The organism is Microbacterium sp. SWDP-B6, from assembly GCF_059803615.1.
The window spans coordinates 25,720-39,462 of the sequence record NZ_JAPFGV010000005.1 but is presented as its reverse complement, the minus strand read 5'-3'; the positions used below and the strand labels follow the sequence as shown (position 1 = coordinate 39,462).

General features: G+C 69.4%; 17 protein-coding genes. 6 read left to right on the top strand and 11 right to left on the bottom strand.

What is annotated here, in order from left to right; all coding sequences use genetic code 11:
- Nucleotides 1-9 precede the first annotated feature (9 nt).
- From OPU70_RS08665 to OPU70_RS08655, 3 genes are all read left to right on the top strand, one after another.
- Nucleotides 10-744: a SipW-dependent-type signal peptide-containing protein gene (locus OPU70_RS08665; protein WP_056374911.1), complete on the top strand. Its 735-nt coding sequence runs from the start codon at nt 10-12 to the stop codon at nt 742-744.
- Between the two features lie 71 nt (nt 745-815).
- Nucleotides 816-1,607 carry a signal peptidase I gene (locus OPU70_RS08660; protein ID WP_498557538.1) on the top strand — a complete coding sequence of 264 codons (792 nt, stop codon included), beginning with the start codon at nt 816-818 and terminating at the stop codon, nt 1,605-1,607.
- Nucleotides 1,604-2,551, top strand: a complete 948-nt coding sequence (locus tag OPU70_RS08655) for a hypothetical protein (RefSeq protein ID WP_498557537.1) — start codon at nt 1,604-1,606, stop codon at nt 2,549-2,551. Before OPU70_RS08660 ends, OPU70_RS08655 begins: the two co-directional genes overlap by 4 nt.
- A gap of 342 nt (nt 2,552-2,893) precedes the next feature.
- On the opposite strand, the gene OPU70_RS08650 is transcribed toward OPU70_RS08655, so the two are convergent.
- A complete protein-coding gene (locus OPU70_RS08650) occupies nt 2,894-3,679 on the bottom strand; it encodes a DNA/RNA non-specific endonuclease (protein WP_498557536.1) in 786 nt (261 codons plus the stop codon).
- 100 nt (nt 3,680-3,779) lie between these two features.
- Nucleotides 3,780-4,676: an SDR family oxidoreductase gene (locus tag OPU70_RS08645; protein ID WP_042541506.1), complete on the bottom strand. Its 897-nt coding sequence runs from the start codon at nt 4,674-4,676 to the stop codon at nt 3,780-3,782.
- A 290-nt stretch (nt 4,677-4,966) separates the two neighbouring features.
- Here OPU70_RS08645 and OPU70_RS08640 point away from each other — a divergent pair, with 290 nt between their 5' ends.
- A complete protein-coding gene (locus OPU70_RS08640; protein WP_311877859.1) occupies nt 4,967-5,524 on the top strand; it encodes a dihydrofolate reductase family protein in 558 nt (185 codons plus the stop codon).
- Between the two features lie 18 nt (nt 5,525-5,542).
- Here the strand turns inward: OPU70_RS08640 and OPU70_RS08635 are convergent, their stop codons facing one another.
- The 5 genes from OPU70_RS08635 to OPU70_RS08615 form a co-directional block, all read right to left on the bottom strand.
- Nucleotides 5,543-5,770 carry an RNA-binding S4 domain-containing protein gene (locus OPU70_RS08635; protein ID WP_042541504.1) on the bottom strand — a complete coding sequence of 76 codons (228 nt, stop codon included), beginning with the start codon at nt 5,768-5,770 and terminating at the stop codon, nt 5,543-5,545.
- A 40-nt stretch (nt 5,771-5,810) separates the two neighbouring features.
- Nucleotides 5,811-6,113, bottom strand: coding sequence for a hypothetical protein (locus tag OPU70_RS08630; protein ID WP_042541503.1), 303 nt, complete (start codon nt 6,111-6,113; stop codon nt 5,811-5,813).
- Nucleotides 6,114-6,274: 161 nt separating this feature from the next.
- On the bottom strand, nt 6,275-7,114 hold the full coding sequence (locus tag OPU70_RS08625; RefSeq protein ID WP_498557535.1) for a PepSY domain-containing protein: 840 nt from the start codon (nt 7,112-7,114) through the stop codon (nt 6,275-6,277).
- 241 nt (nt 7,115-7,355) lie between these two features.
- Entirely contained in the window at nt 7,356-8,687 is a 1,332-nt protein-coding gene (locus OPU70_RS08620) for a sensor histidine kinase (RefSeq protein ID WP_042541500.1), read from the bottom strand.
- A complete protein-coding gene (locus tag OPU70_RS08615; RefSeq protein ID WP_311877864.1) occupies nt 8,680-9,357 on the bottom strand; it encodes a response regulator transcription factor in 678 nt (225 codons plus the stop codon). The genes OPU70_RS08620 and OPU70_RS08615 overlap by 8 nt, the downstream gene beginning before the upstream one ends.
- Before the next feature lie 262 nt (nt 9,358-9,619).
- Between OPU70_RS08615 and OPU70_RS08610 the strand changes: the two genes are divergently transcribed.
- Nucleotides 9,620-10,156: a hypothetical protein gene (locus OPU70_RS08610; protein WP_498557534.1), complete on the top strand. Its 537-nt coding sequence runs from the start codon at nt 9,620-9,622 to the stop codon at nt 10,154-10,156.
- 45 nt (nt 10,157-10,201) lie between these two features.
- Here the strand turns inward: OPU70_RS08610 and OPU70_RS08605 are convergent, their stop codons facing one another.
- From OPU70_RS08605 to OPU70_RS08595, 3 genes are all read right to left on the bottom strand, one after another.
- Nucleotides 10,202-10,408, bottom strand: a complete 207-nt coding sequence (locus OPU70_RS08605; RefSeq protein ID WP_056374892.1) for a CDGSH iron-sulfur domain-containing protein — start codon at nt 10,406-10,408, stop codon at nt 10,202-10,204.
- Nucleotides 10,405-11,445 (bottom strand): iron-containing redox enzyme family protein, encoded by a 1,041-nt coding sequence (locus OPU70_RS08600; RefSeq protein WP_498557533.1) that lies wholly within the window; start codon nt 11,443-11,445, stop codon nt 10,405-10,407. Before OPU70_RS08600 ends, OPU70_RS08605 begins: the two co-directional genes overlap by 4 nt.
- Before the next feature lie 127 nt (nt 11,446-11,572).
- Complete coding sequence (locus OPU70_RS08595) at nt 11,573-12,022, bottom strand: carboxymuconolactone decarboxylase family protein (RefSeq protein WP_498557532.1); 450 nt, start codon at nt 12,020-12,022, stop codon at nt 11,573-11,575.
- Nucleotides 12,023-12,122: 100 nt separating this feature from the next.
- Here OPU70_RS08595 and OPU70_RS08590 point away from each other — a divergent pair, with 100 nt between their 5' ends.
- On the top strand, nt 12,123-12,302 hold the full coding sequence (locus tag OPU70_RS08590; protein WP_042541496.1) for a hypothetical protein: 180 nt from the start codon (nt 12,123-12,125) through the stop codon (nt 12,300-12,302).
- 30 nt (nt 12,303-12,332) lie between these two features.
- On the opposite strand, the gene OPU70_RS08585 is transcribed toward OPU70_RS08590, so the two are convergent.
- The gene (locus OPU70_RS08585) at nt 12,333-13,718 is read right to left on the bottom strand and encodes an LLM class flavin-dependent oxidoreductase (RefSeq protein WP_079113814.1); all 1,386 of its coding nucleotides are present in this window, start codon (nt 13,716-13,718) and stop codon (nt 12,333-12,335) included.
- Between the last annotated feature and the right edge of the window lie 25 nt (nt 13,719-13,743).

The following is a 13,743-nucleotide window of genomic DNA, read 5'->3' as shown; positions in this document are numbered from 1 at the left end:
AAGAAGAACATGTCCAACGAGAACCCTCAGATCATCGTCGTGACTGAAGAGCGGAAGAAGCGCCGCGGCGCTCTGCTGCTCGTCGCCGGTGGCGCCGCCGCACTGCTCGCGGGCGGGTCGACGTTCGCCCTATGGACGGCGACCGACGGCTTCAGCGGCGGACAGATCACCGCCGGCGACCTCGACGTCGTGCAGACTGCCGACACGACCTTCTGGGACGTCTCGGCAGACCGCGACGACGCCACCGCCACCGTGGTCGGCACGGACGGCTCGCAGCTCGGCCACGCGCTGGCCCCCGCGGATGCGTCGACCTGGCGCATCGTGCCCGGCGACAAGGTCGCGGCCTCGTTCTCGGCCGACGTGACGCTGGAGGGAGACAACCTCGTCGGTCGCCTCTCGCTCGACGGTCTCACGGCGAACGACTACGACATCAGCGGCATGACCTACACCTACGAGGTCTACCAGGACGGTGCGCTCGTGCAGCCTGAGATCGCGCTGCCCGTCGCGGCAGATGCGACGCTGCTGTACCTGTCGGCGCCGCAGACGGGTCAGAGCGCTGGCCTCGAGGACGCGAACGGCACCACCGTGCTCTCGATGGCCGAGACCACCGAAGACGTGACGGTCGTCGTCTACGGCGCCTTCTCGTCGACGGTCACCGACCGCACCGACGTCGCGCTCACCGACACGCTGTCGGGGCTGAACCTCACGCTCGAGCAGGTTCGCGACACCGGCGAGCAGTTCTAAGACCCACCGTCGCGAGGCGCCCCGAGACAGGGGCGCCTCCGTCGCTCACGATCATGAAGAGAGACGCACGCATGCGCACCACCGGCAGGATTCCGAGGAGCTGGTACGAGTCGCCCTGGCGCATCGCCGGACGGGCCGTATGGATCGCGTTCGTCGTGACGCTGCTCGCGCTCATCGCCGCGCTTCTCGTGGTGCCGCGTGTCTCCGGCGGCACCTCGCTCACGGTGCTCACGGGATCGATGGAGCCGACATTCGCACCCGGTGACGTCGTGGCGGTGCGAGGCGTCGCGCCCGATCAGGTGTGCGCCGAGATCGGGGTCGGCGACATCGTGACCTATCTTCCCGAGCCCGGCGACCCGGCTCTCATCACCCACCGCGTCGTGGGCAAGACCGTCGGCACGTTCGACGACGGCACGGACTGCAGGCTCATCACTCAGGGCGACGCGAACTCCGCCGCCGACGCGCCCGTGTCTCCCGAGCAGGTTCGCGGGGCGATGCTCTACAGCCTGCCCGCCCTCGGATGGGTGCGCCAGTGGGCCACCGACAACATCGTGGTGCTCGGCGTCGCGTTCGGTGCCGGGCTTCTCGGCTACGGCGCATGGACCACCTTCCGGCGGCCGCGCACCCGCGTGATCATGACCTCCGGACGGGGCGTGAACGACGCCCCCGCGGCATCCGCGGCCCCTGCCGTTCCCTCTGTCGCCGACGACCTCCGGATCCGGGAGCTCGATCTCAGAGAGCGGGAGATCGCGATCCGCGAGGAGGAACTCCACCTCGCACGGCTCGGACTCCTCTCGCTCGACGACGGTTCGCTGCGCGAGATGCTGTCGCACGCGACGGATGTCGAGAGGAGCCGGCGATGAACGGAGTGGACGGCCTCCTCGCGGACGCACGACGTCGCACCCGACGGGAGACGTCCATCGCCTGGACCCTCGCCGTCGTGCTCCTGCTCATGCTGGCCGGGGCGCTCTCTGCTGCGGGCGTGCTCCCTGCCGTGGCGGCGGGTTCGACGACCGGCGTCTCGACGACCGGCGAACCCGTCGACAGGGCGGTGGCACCGGCATCCGGGGGTGGTTCGCAGTCAGGGGATGCGATTGCCGAGGCCGCCTGGGACGGTCCGGCGACGCACCTGGACTGGTCGGGCCGGGGGTATTCGACCGCGGAGTCGTCGTTCGTCGGTCAGCGCATCGCCGCGCCGGGAGATCGCACTCGACGCACCCTGATGCTGACGAACAGCGGTCCTGCGCGAGCCGGCCTCACCGTGTCGCTGCGTCTGGATGAGAGCGTGCCCGGCGGCGCTCGCAATCCCGGCCTCGCCGACGAGGTCGAGCTGTTCTGGAGCGTCGGCGGTGTCGAGGGGCGGCAGCGCTTCTCCGCACTCGCCGAAGAGATGACCGGCACTGTCGACATCGCCGAGGTGCGGGTCGCCCAGGGTGAGACGGTGGCCGTGGAGATCGGGTTCGAGCTCCCCTCCGCGACTGCATCGCAGCGCAATGAGGGACAGGAGTCGACCGAGCTCGCGTTCGATGTCGTGTCTACGATGTCCGGCGAGGTCGACGAGCAGCCGACTCGGCTGGCGGCGACGGGGGCAAGCTCGCTCCTTCTCTTCGGAATCGCGGCGGCGCTGCTGCTGGTCGCGGGGCTTCTCCTCGTCGCCGGCCGTCGGCGGCGGTGCGATGACTGCTCGAGGACCATCGGTCAGGACGAGTCCTGGGTGGATGTGACAGAGCCCGACCGCAGCCGTCGGCGCGTGTGCCCGGACTGCGCTCTGCGCGGCACTACTGCGGCGGGCACTCCGCACTACTGAGAGATCGGGCGTCGGCACCGGAGACCGCGGTTTCCGGCTCGGAATCCGCCCCTGCTCGGCGTGCGCGCGCGCGGTTCGCGAGATGGTTGAACCGTTCGATCACCCCGTCGGATCACCGCGGATCATCCGCACGAACGCCGCCACAGAGTCGCATCCCTCCCCGATCGCGACATCTCCTCCCCGGATCGTGGCGGCGTTCACCCGTTCGCTCTGGCTGCGATGACCCGCGAACGAGAGGACGACCACCGCGCTCCTCCGCGAGCACATCCACCCGGTGGTGACGATGCAGGGGTTCGTCCGCGGCAGCGGTGCGCTTCGTCGCGTCGATGCTCCGGTAGACGCCTAGAGCGTGATGTCGGATGCGGAGGCGAGCGGTCGCCGCTCGGTCGATCGCGCACTCGGCCGGGCGAGCACATCGGCGTCGAGCAGGGGCCCCACATCGACCTTCGTGACTCGGGCGATCTCGGCGACCGGAACCTGGAACGTGCGGAAGGCGCCCAGTGGCGGCGCGGCGAGCAGGCCGTCGGGGGTGTCGACCAGCTCGGACTGATCGAGCACGAACCCTGCGGCCGACAGGCCATCCGGCGCCTGCCAGGCCGCGATCTTCCAGAACCGGAGGGGGATGCGGATGCCGCGATACGGCGGGTCGTCGTCGCCCAGCACAGGCGCGGTGAAGACCGAGACACGCTGATCGGTCGTCTCGGCATACTCGATCACATGGTCTTCCAGGCCGAGCCAGAGGTCCTTCGACTGGTTGAATCCTGCCGCCTGCGGGGCGGCGTTCGGATAGAAGAAGGTCGCCTCGGTGGCATCCCTCGCCTCATCGGCATCGCCCCATCCCGGATCACGCCGCCGCACGAGATGGCCGCGATCGAGGTCGTTGCGCGCGTAGACATCGGGACCCGTCTGCAGCTCGTCGTCGATCCGGGGGTCGAGCCTCCACTCGCCGGTGCGCGGCAGTTCGCGGAGCAGCGCTCCGTCGATGTTCACGCCGGTCACGGAGGCCAGCCGACGGTCGCGGTCGAGCAGCACCGTGAAGCGCGGGTAGGTCAGCTCGGTCGCATCCTGCGCCGGCCGGGGCAGGGGGACTCGCGTCGGAAGGAAATCGAGGTCGTATCCGTCTGCCATACCGTCATATTGCCTCGTGCCCCCGACATCGCCGACCATCTCCGAACACGGGAACGCCCCCACCCGGTCGCTTCGGGAGGGGGCGTTCGCTGTCAGCGGGTCACGGCGTGGGCATGCCGCCGTTGACGTTGAGCGTCTCGCCGGCGACGTAGCTCGACTCGGCCGAGGCGAGGAACACGTAGGCGGGTGCCAGCTCGGCCGGCTGACCCATGCGGCCGAGAGGCGTGTCCTCACCGAACTCCGGCAGCTTCTCCTGCGGCTGTCCGTCGCTGGGCTGCAGCGGGGTCCAGATCGGCCCGGGTGCCACGGCGTTCACGCGGATGCCCTTCGGTGCGAGCTGGTCGGCGAGGCCCTTGGTGAAGGCGTTGATCGTGGCCTTGGTCGACGCATAGTCGACGAGGATCCCCGACGGCGAGTACGCCTGGATCGACGTGGTGTTGATGATGGTCGATCCGGCGGGGAGGTGCGGGAGTGCGGCCTTCGTGATCCAGAACATCGCGTAGACGTTCGTCTTGAAGGTGTCGTCGAACTGCTCGTCGGTGATGTCGGTCAGAGACTCCTGGTAGACCTGCTTGCCGCCGTTGTTGACGAGGATGTCGAGACCGCCGAGCGCACCGACCGCTTCTGAGACGAGCGTGCGGCAGTACTCGGGGTCGCGCAGGTCGCCGGGGATCTGCGCGACGGTGGCGCCCGCGTCGCGAAGGATGTCGGCGATCCGCGCAGCATCCTCCTCCTCTTCCGGAAGGTACGAGAGCGCGACGTCGGCCCCTTCACGGGCGAAGGCGATCGCGGTCGCCGCCCCGATGCCCGAGTCGCCGCCGGTGATGAGAGCCTTGCGGCCGGTGAGACGGCCGGTGCCGCGATAGCTCTCCTCGCCGAGGTCGGCCTTGGGAGCGAGGTCGGCGTCGAGCCCTGGTTCGGGCATGTGCTGCTTCTCGGGCTCGATGTCGGAATAGAGCTCGGCCGGGTTGACGAAGGTGTACTGGTCGCGAGACATGGGGTGTCCTCTCGGTCGCTGGTCTGGGGGTATGTCTCCAGCGTGCGCCGAGGTCGGGATGTCGGCCAGCGCCTTGCGTCCGCGGACTCAGGTCGCTAAGGGCGAAGCCCGGGGCCGTCGTCGATGTCGCTGAGCTCGTCGATGTCGCTGGGGGAGGAGAACTGCTCATCGGGAGGGGGGATTCGCAGGATTGCTCCTCCCGAAGAGCAGATCTCCTCCCGAGACGCCGGCAGTGGAGGGTGGCAGCGAGGGGGTCGACCAACCCCCGGCGCGCGGAGTAGCCTCGCCGCATGGGCCGACTCATCTACTCCATGATCACGTCGCTCGACGGATATGTCAGCGGGCCCCACGGAGGATTCGACTGGGCGCTCGATGAGGAGCTGCACGACTTCATCAACAGGCAGTTCGCCGACGTCGGCACCTATCTCTACGGGCGGCGCATGTACGAGACGATGGTCTATTGGGAGACCGCCCACCTCGAGCCCGATCAGCCGCAGGTCGGCATCGACTACGCACGGGTCTGGCAGGCGGCCGACAAGGTCGTCTTCTCGAAAACGCTCGCCGAGGTGTCGAGCGAGCGCACGCGGCTCGAGCGCACGTTCGACCCCGAGACCGTCGAGCGCTGGAAAGCCGAATCCGACAGCGACCTCTCTGTCGACGGGCCGACGCTCGCGGCCGAGGCGATCCGCGCGGGTCTGGTCGACGAGTTCGGCCTGTTCATCGGTCCGGGCATCGTCGGGGGCGGCAAGCCGTTCTTCCCCGGCGACGTGCATGTCGATCTCGAACTGCTCGACGACAAGCGCTTCAGCAGCGGGGTGATGTTCCTCCGCTACGCGACGCGGCGGTGACGGCGATCGCTGCCGGCGTCAGGGGCGCACGCGAACGGTGCGGCCCTCGAAGGTGACCAGGTCGCCGTCGTGCAGCTGACGGCCCCGACGACGATCGACCTCGTCGTTGACCTTCACGAAACCGTCGATCACGACCTCTTTGGCGTCGCCACCCGAGTCGAGCAGACCCGAGTACTTCAGGAACTGCCCGAGGCGGATCATCTCGCCGCCGATGGAGACATCGTCGATGCGGCCGGAATTCGTCATGACTGAAATGGTAGCCGCAGCACCGGGCCGCGGCTCGCGGTCAGCCGAGCGCCCGCTGGATCCGCTCGCTCAGACGGTCGGCCGCCTTCGTAGTCGTCCGGCGACGGGTCGGCGCCTGCAGTGCGATCCTCACGTCGGATCCTCCCTCAGCCAACGGAGTCGCCACGACCCTCACGTCGGCGGCTCCCCCGAACAGCGTCCGTCGTGTGCTGAACGCCACGGAACGATGATCGGAGACTCGCCACTCGACGCGCTTGAGCTCTGTCGTGAGCTGCTGCAGCACCCGCACGACGGAGTCCGCCCGCGCGGGTGTGTAGAAGTACGTGTGCACCGTGACCGGCATGAATTCCCCTGACGACAGCATCTTCGGTCTGCGATCGAGACCGTACCCACCTACAGAGACCGCGCGGTGAACGGATCATGATGCGAAAGTGCCGAACTCGTCGGAGATGCGTCGAGCCGCCGACCCCGGGGGCCGGCGGCTCGAGGAACGACGCGGGGTGCTCAGTCGTCGATGTCGGTGCCGACGACGGCGAAGTCGGCGCTGAAGTCGATGTCGATCGAGCGGCGGTCGGTCGTGAGCACCGACGCGTCGTAGGGGCTGACCTCGTCGTTGTCGGCGTCGAGGTCGGTGATCATGCCGTCGGCCTCGGCCAGCGCGGCATCGACGAGTGCGCGGATGGCCGACTCGTCGAGGGTGTGGGTGGGGGCGGAGTCATCGTCGTCCTGCTCGGTCGAGACGACGGTGGTGGCGAGGTCGGCATCCACCCGCACCTCGGTCTCGCTGCCGTTCGCCGTGGTCAGCTGCACCTCCCAGGTGCCGTCGCGCTTCGCGTCGATGGACGTCACGTCGCCTTCGGCTGCGCCGCGGGCGGCATCCGCGATCTCCACGAGCTCGTCGGCGGAGTCGGTGCCGATGTCGGTCACAGGGCCCCCGCCCTGGGGTGCGCCCTGCTCTCCGTCGTCGTCGCGGTCGTCTCGGTCGCCGCCCGGCTGTCCGCCGTTGTCGTCGACGTCGCCACGGGGACCGTCGGAGACCGAGGGGCGGTCGTCGTCGTCGCCGAACTCGTCGCCGATCGCTGCTCCGATGGCCACGCCGCCGCCGGCGAGAACCACCGCGGCCGCGATTCCACCGCCGATGAGAAGGGCACGCTTGCGACCACGCTTCGCGGGGGCTGCGGGAACGGATGCCGGAGTGCCGGTCTCAGCGGCGAGCGGTGCGACGGGCACGGTCTCGGCGTCGTGGGCCGGAGTCGGCGCGGGCGGAGCGGGGGGCGCCGGCGGAGTCGCGTTCACGGGGAGGTTCTCGGGCGTCTGGTCGGGGGTCGAGTTCTTGTCGTTCATGTCTCGATGCTCTCCCGGCGGTGCTGAAGCCACCCTGAAGCCTCCTGAAGACCTCTTCAGGAACCAGCGACCGAACGGCCGGGGCCGCGAACCGGGGTTTCCTCGTACCGTTTGCAGGATCCGGGCACGTCTGCAGGAGGAGAACAGGTGTCTGGTCCCGCATCCGTGCTTCGGTCCTGCAGACGGGCCGGATGCCGGGAGGTGCCGGGTCCCTGCAGACGGGCCGGATGCCGAGAGGATGTCAGTCCGAGAGCGGCAGGGTCACCACGAAGCGGGCGCCGCCCCAGCGCGAGGCGTCGACCGAGACCGTCCCGCCGCTGGCCGCGGCGATGCCCTGCACGATCGCGAGGCCGAGACCGCTGCCGCCGGCATCCCGGCTGCGGGCCTCATCGAGCCGCACGAAGCGCTCGAAGATGCGCTCGCGCTCGTCGGCTGGCACTCCTGCGCCGTCGTCCTCGACGGTCACGAACACCCAGGCGTCCTGCGGGATCACGCTGATCGCCACGCGGCCGGCGCTGTGCCTGACGGCGTTGTCGGCGAGGTTGCGCAGGAGCTGGCCGAGAAGCCGAGGATCCCCGGCGACCCGGGCCGCACGGATGCCCGACCCGTCGACCTCGACCCCTCGCGACCTCAGGCGTCGCACCTCGCCCAGGGCCAGGTCGTCGAGGTCGACGGCCTCGTCGTGCGTGCCGCCGCCCTCGTCGAGCCGGGCGAGCAGCAGAAGTGACTCGACGATGCCCTGCAGTCGGAGCCCCTCCTCTGAGACGACCTCGGCCAGCTCGCCGATGCTCGTTGTGGCCGGATGCGCCTGTGCGAGCTCGGCGTGCTGACGGATCGTCGCGAGCGGTGAGCGCAGCTCGTGTGAGGCATCCGAGACGAAGCGGCGCTGGGCGGTGGCCGACGAGTCGAGGCGATCGAGCATCCGGTTCATGGTGGTCGCGAGTGCGGCGATCTCGTCGGATGACGGCGGCACCTCGACGCGTCGGTGCAGGTGCTCGGCGGTGATGCCGTCGACCTCCTCGCGGATGCGGGTGACCGGCCGCAGCGCCCGGCCGACGACGAGCCAGGTGGTGACGGCGACGAGCAGCAGAAGCAGCGGCACGGCGACCGCGAGCAGCACGGCGACCGTCGACAGCGTCTCGACACCGTCTTCGATCGAGACGGCGAGCACGAGCGTCTCGTCGTTCTCGAGGTCGTCGGAGACGACGAGCATCGGCTCGCCGCCGATCGTCGTGGTGCGTGCCTGGTCGGCGAGGGGGAGCGCGGTGGAGCCGAGCTCGTCGCGGGCATCCTCGCTGGCGGCCCTGACCGCGCCGTCCTCGCCGATGATCTGGACGATCTCGTCGTCGAGGGAGTCGACCCCGCGCTCGCCGCCCGGGCCGCCGCCGGGACCGTCGAAGCGCTCGGCGAGTTCGTCGAGTCGCTGCTCGGCGGCGCGCTCGGCGCTGGCGTGGATGCTGGAGCTCAGGATGCCGTAGAACGAGAACGCCCCGATCAGCAGCGCGACGGCCACGACCACGGTCGCGCCGAGGGTCGTCCTGGCACGCACCGACCGGAACGCGCGGCTAGCCACCGTCGGCCGCCAATCGATAGCCGGCGCCGCGGATCGTCTCGATCGCCTCGCGCCCGAAGGGCTTGTCGAGCTTGCGGCGCAGGTGACCGACGTAGACCTCGACGATGTTCGGGTCGCCGTCGAAGTCGTCGTCCCAGACGCCCTCGATCAGCGCGCGCTTCGACAGCACCTGACCGCGGTGCCGCATGAGGTGCTCGAGCACGGCGAACTCGCGCGCGGTCAAAGTGACCTGGGTCTCGCCGCGCCAGACGTGGTGCGACGACGGGTCGAGCTTGAGGTCTCCGGCTTCGAGCACCGCAGGGCGCGCGACAGCGCCGCGGCGCACGAGAGCACGGAGCCGAGCCACGAGGATCGCGAAGGAGAACGGCTTGGTCACGTAGTCGTCTGCGCCCGTCTCGAGGGCCTCGACCTGATCCCACTCGCCGTCCTTGGCGGTGAGCATGAGCACGGGCGTCCAGTTCTCCTCGGCGCGCAGCGCCTCGCACACCTTCCACCCGCTCATGCCGGGCATCATCAGGTCGAGCACGATCGCGTCGTACCGCGTCTCACGCGCACGCCACAGCCCGTCGACGCCGTTGTTCGCGACGTCGACCGCGAAGCCCTCCGCCTCGAGCCCCCGGCGCACGGCGTCGGCAAGACGCGCCTCGTCGTCAACCACCAGGATCCGCATTCCTCCAGTGTGGCGGGCGCACGCTGAATCCGCGCTGAAGCGGGTCAGATGAGGCTCGTGCGCATCAGCGCGCGCACTCGGGCTCTCCCTCGTGCGTCCTCGGGAGGAGAACGCTCCTACGGGAGGAGAGAATGCCGCTGAGACTCCTCCCGGCGCGCAGTCCTCCTCCCGGGGCGCAGTCCTCCTTCCGGGGCACAGGCGATGGTCGCCCACGTAACGCACATCGGTTGGCACTGTCCGTCCCGTGTGGTTGCATGAGGGCATGACCGGAATCCGGGGGGACAGGTCGAGAGGTGCACGTCTTCTTCTCGTCGTCGCGGCGACCATGATGCTCGCAGGGTGCGCGACGGCGACCACAGGTCCGCCCGGCGCATCGCCGTCCGCATCCCCGAGTCCCACCCCTACGGCCGCGTGCCCGCAGATCGAAGGCGTAGACCTGCCTCCGGACTGCGCGCCGTACGACCCCGATCACGCGATGGCGCAGAACGAGCGCTATCGCGACCGGGTCGACCTCTCGGAGGAGAGCCGGGCAGCCGCCGAGGCGCCGGCGGCTGCCGTCCGCACCGGCCTTGAGACGCTCCGTACCTCGGGAGACCTGTCGGTGAACGCGGTCGAGGAGGTGTTCGCCGCAGCGGGCCTCGCGGGCGTCCAGACGCTGGGCGATGAACGCGCGGTGGCCTTCGGCGCGGCTGCACCTGAGGGCGGATGCATCTTCGGCGAAGTCTCGGCAGATACTCTCACGGTCGAGATCGGCGGCGTCATCATGGACGGCGGCTGCCTGCCGGCGGTCGGGCACTGACCGCAGCCGACCCGCGCCGACCACGATCGGCCCGCATCATCGAGATCAGGCGTCGGTGCGGAACCCGGCGGCCTTGTGCGTGCCGTCGCAGAACGGCTTGATCGTCGAGAGACCGCAACGGCACAGCGCCACCGTGCGGCGCGTCACCTCGATCGGCTCGCCGTCGGAGGTCTCGAGCACCGCTGCTCCGCGCACCAGCAGCGGACCGTCGGGGTACGCCGTGATCGTGACGGCATCCTGCGCCCCGCTCATCGCGCGTCCCTCTCGCGCAGCGAGGATTCGCCGCGCGTCCAGGAGTCGAGCATGTGTCCCGCCGCCCATCCGTCGACGGTGAGGCAGGCCGCGGCGCCGAACATGATGTCGGGCAGCAGGTCGGGGCGGTCCTCGGCCAGCCCGCCCGCGAGGTCACGCGCGGCGATCTGCTCGTGCACGGCATCCGCCTCGACGTGCTCGTCGAAGTAGTCGGTCACGTCCTCGGTGAAGCCGAGCCGTCGCAGCCCGTCGGCGTAGAACCGGTTGGGGATCGACGAGGTCATCTCGAACGCGGCCAGATGGCCGACGATCGCTCCGACGAGCCGGCGGTTGAGGCCGAACATCGACATCATGTTGAGCGACGCGAGCGTGATCGCCGGCACGTCGTCGACGTAGGCGCCATAGGTGTCGTCGAGGCCGGCGCCGCGCATCGCGCGAGCGAAGATCGTCGCGTGCACACGGTCGGGGCGCCCTCCGCCGTACTCGTCCGACTGGATCTCGACGAGCGCCGCCTTGGGCCGACCGGTCAGGCGGGGGATCGCCCACGAGTGAGGGTCGGCCTCGCGCAGCGTGTAGATCGAGCGCTGCATGAAGAACTCGTGCATCTGCTCGTCCGTGGCCTTCTTCGCGACGTAACGAGAGAGGCTCGGTCCGGTGTCGGCCTCGGCGAGAGCGAACAGGGCTCGTCCGACGGCGTCGACGGTCGGCTCGGGCAGTTCCGGGGTCGGCACGGTCGCCCGCAGCGCCCGCTCGAAGGCGTGCTCGAGGAGTCCTCGCGTGGCGATCAGCGCCGGGTCCCACTCGAGGGCGGGATCGAGCTCGGACAGAGATCCGTACGACGAGGCGTACAGCACGAAGAGCGCGAGTTGGATGTCGTCGTCGCGCACGACATCGTCGCTGGTGGCGAGCGCGGTCTCGGCGCGGGCGCCGAGGTCGTCGGCGTCTTCGCCGGTCAGTCGGCGGATGATGCCATCGCTGAGCGGGCCGCGGGCGGCGATGCCGTGAAGGGCGGACGGAGTGAGAGCCGGTGCAGACATGCTCGAAGTCTCGCCCCCGATCCCCTTCTCGAGAAGGGTCTTGACGGCGACACATCCGATGCGGAAGGGACGGGAGGGCGGATGCCGTCGCATCCGCCTTCCCGTCCCTTCGCTCACCGTCGCTCGATCAGGCGTGCACGGGGTAGTGGCTGCTGATCGCGATGCGGTTCCAGCTGTTGATGATCACGGCGAGCCAGGTCACGGCGGCGATCTGCTTCTCGGTCAGCACGCCCTCGACGTCGACTCCGCGATCCGCCAGGCGGCCGTGGTCGCCGATCATCGTCACGTTCTCGGCGATCTGCAGGGCGGCTTGCTCCTCGGCCGAGAAGTACTGCGACTCCCACCATCCCGCGAGCACGGCCAGCCGGTCGGCCGTCTCCCCGGCCTTGACGGCATCGGCGCAGTGCATCCTGAGGCAGAAGGCGCAGCCGTTGAGCTGCGACGCCCGCACCTTGACCAGTTCGACGAGCAACGGCGAGAGACCGGCATCCTCGGCTGCGGCGACCGCCTGGGCGTTGAACTCCAGCATCGCCTGATACGGGGCTGCGTAGACCTTGCCGATGTTGACGTGCGACACGTCGTCTCCTTCGCTCATGGGGCGCGGGATGCGCCTCCCATGAGTACTGACGCCGCAGCATCCGGATCTGTGATGCGCCCGCGCCGCCTAGGCTGGATGCATGAACAAGAACTCGCTCTGGACCATCATCGGCGTCGTCCTCGCCGTCGTGATCGCCTGGTGGATCGTCAGCGCGCTCTTCTCGATCCTGTGGTTCATCGCGAAGCTCGCGATCGTCGCCGTCGTCGCGGTCGTGGTGTTCCTGGTGCTGCGCGGGATGTTCAGCTCGAAGGCAGACTGACCGGCGCCTCTGATCACCACCCGGCGCTGATCAGGCGACGGGGGCGTTCGCTCCGACCCGATAGCGCGCGGCGCGATGCGTGTCCTGCACGCGGTCGCCCTTGCCCTGCAGCTTGTTGCGCAGAGTTCCCGGCGTGTACTCGTTCGGGTAGACGCCGCGCTCGCGCAGCACCGGGATGACGTGCTCGATGACGTCCTGCCAGGTGCCGGGCGTGACCGCGTAGGCGAGGTTGAATCCGTCGATGTCGGTCTCCTCGACCCACGACTGCAGTTCGTCGGCGATCTCGACGCCAGATCCGACGATGGTCGGCCCGAGGCCGCCGATCGCGTTGTGGCGGCCGAAGTCGCCGACGGTCCACTCGCGTCCGAGGTCGGCCTCCTCCTTGAGATGCTGCAGCACCGACTGGATCGCGTTGGACTCGACGTTGCCGACGGGCTCGTCCTCGGCATACTGCGAGAGGTCGACGCCCATCCAGCCCGACATGAAGGTCAGCGCGCCCTCGGGGCTCGCGTAGGACAGGTATTCGGCGTGCTTCGCCGCGGCATCCGCGCTCGTGGCCCCCGTGATGACGGTGAGCAGCGTGTAGATCTTCGCGTCGTAGCGGTCGCGACCGGCGTCCTCCAGCGCATCGCGGATGCGCTTCACGGTGCCGGCGAGCACCTCCTTCGAGGGCGCGGCGACGAAGATCGCCTCGGCGTTCTCCGATGCGAAGCGCACACCGCGAGGGCTGGCTCCGGCCTGGTAGATGACCGGGGTGCGCTGCGGCGACGGCTCGGAGATGTGGATGCCGGGAACGCTGAAGTGCTTTCCCTCGTGGCCGATCGGGTGCACCTTCGCCGGGTCGGTGAAGATGCCGCGCTCGCGGTCTTCGACGACGGCGTCGTCTTCCCACGATCCCTCCCACAGCTTGTAGAGCACCTCGACGTACTCGTCGGCGTGGTCGTAGCGGTCGTCGTGTGCGAGCTGATCGTGCTGACCCATGTTGCGGGCGGCGCTGGGCAGGTAGCCGGTCACGACGTTCCAGCCGACGCGTCCGTTGGTCAGGTGGTCGAGCGTGCTCAGACGCCGTGCGAACGGATAGGGGTGCTCGAAGGCGGTGCCGGCGGTGATGCCGAAGCCGAGGTGCTCGGTGACGGCCGCCATCGCGCTCACGAGCAGGATCGGGTCGTTCACGGGAACCTGTGCGCCGTTGCGGATCGCCGCCTCGTTGGTGCCGCCGTAGACGTCGTAGGTGCCGAGCACGTCGGCGATGAAGATGCCGTCGAAGGTCGCGCTCTCGAGCAGCTTCGCAAGATCCGTCCAGTACGAGATGGTGTTGTACTGGCGCGAGCGGTCGTCCGGGTGTCGCCACAGACCGGACGACTGGTGGGCGACGCAGTTCATGTCGAAGGCGTTGAAGCGGATCTGACGGGTCATGGGGTCAAGCAAAACCCGCGGAGGC

Coding starts and splice junctions, on each gene's coding strand:
- OPU70_RS08665 (WP_056374911.1), top strand. CDS start 10: ATGTCCAACGAGAACCCTCAGATCATCGTCGTGACTGAAGAGCGGAAG.
- OPU70_RS08660 (WP_498557538.1), top strand. CDS start 816: ATGCGCACCACCGGCAGGATTCCGAGGAGCTGGTACGAGTCGCCCTGG.
- OPU70_RS08655 (WP_498557537.1), top strand. CDS start 1,604: ATGAACGGAGTGGACGGCCTCCTCGCGGACGCACGACGTCGCACCCGA.
- OPU70_RS08650 (WP_498557536.1), bottom strand. CDS start 3,679: ATGGCAGACGGATACGACCTCGATTTCCTTCCGACGCGAGTCCCCCTG.
- OPU70_RS08645 (WP_042541506.1), bottom strand. CDS start 4,676: ATGTCTCGCGACCAGTACACCTTCGTCAACCCGGCCGAGCTCTATTCC.
- OPU70_RS08640 (WP_311877859.1), top strand. CDS start 4,967: ATGGGCCGACTCATCTACTCCATGATCACGTCGCTCGACGGATATGTC.
- OPU70_RS08635 (WP_042541504.1), bottom strand. CDS start 5,770: ATGACGAATTCCGGCCGCATCGACGATGTCTCCATCGGCGGCGAGATG.
- OPU70_RS08630 (WP_042541503.1), bottom strand. CDS start 6,113: ATGCCGGTCACGGTGCACACGTACTTCTACACACCCGCGCGGGCGGAC.
- OPU70_RS08625 (WP_498557535.1), bottom strand. CDS start 7,114: ATGAACGACAAGAACTCGACCCCCGACCAGACGCCCGAGAACCTCCCC.
- OPU70_RS08615 (WP_311877864.1), bottom strand. CDS start 9,357: ATGCGGATCCTGGTGGTTGACGACGAGGCGCGTCTTGCCGACGCCGTG.
- OPU70_RS08610 (WP_498557534.1), top strand. CDS start 9,620: ATGACCGGAATCCGGGGGGACAGGTCGAGAGGTGCACGTCTTCTTCTC.
- OPU70_RS08605 (WP_056374892.1), bottom strand. CDS start 10,408: ATGAGCGGGGCGCAGGATGCCGTCACGATCACGGCGTACCCCGACGGT.
- OPU70_RS08600 (WP_498557533.1), bottom strand. CDS start 11,445: ATGTCTGCACCGGCTCTCACTCCGTCCGCCCTTCACGGCATCGCCGCC.
- OPU70_RS08590 (WP_042541496.1), top strand. CDS start 12,123: ATGAACAAGAACTCGCTCTGGACCATCATCGGCGTCGTCCTCGCCGTC.
- OPU70_RS08585 (WP_079113814.1), bottom strand. CDS start 13,718: ATGACCCGTCAGATCCGCTTCAACGCCTTCGACATGAACTGCGTCGCC.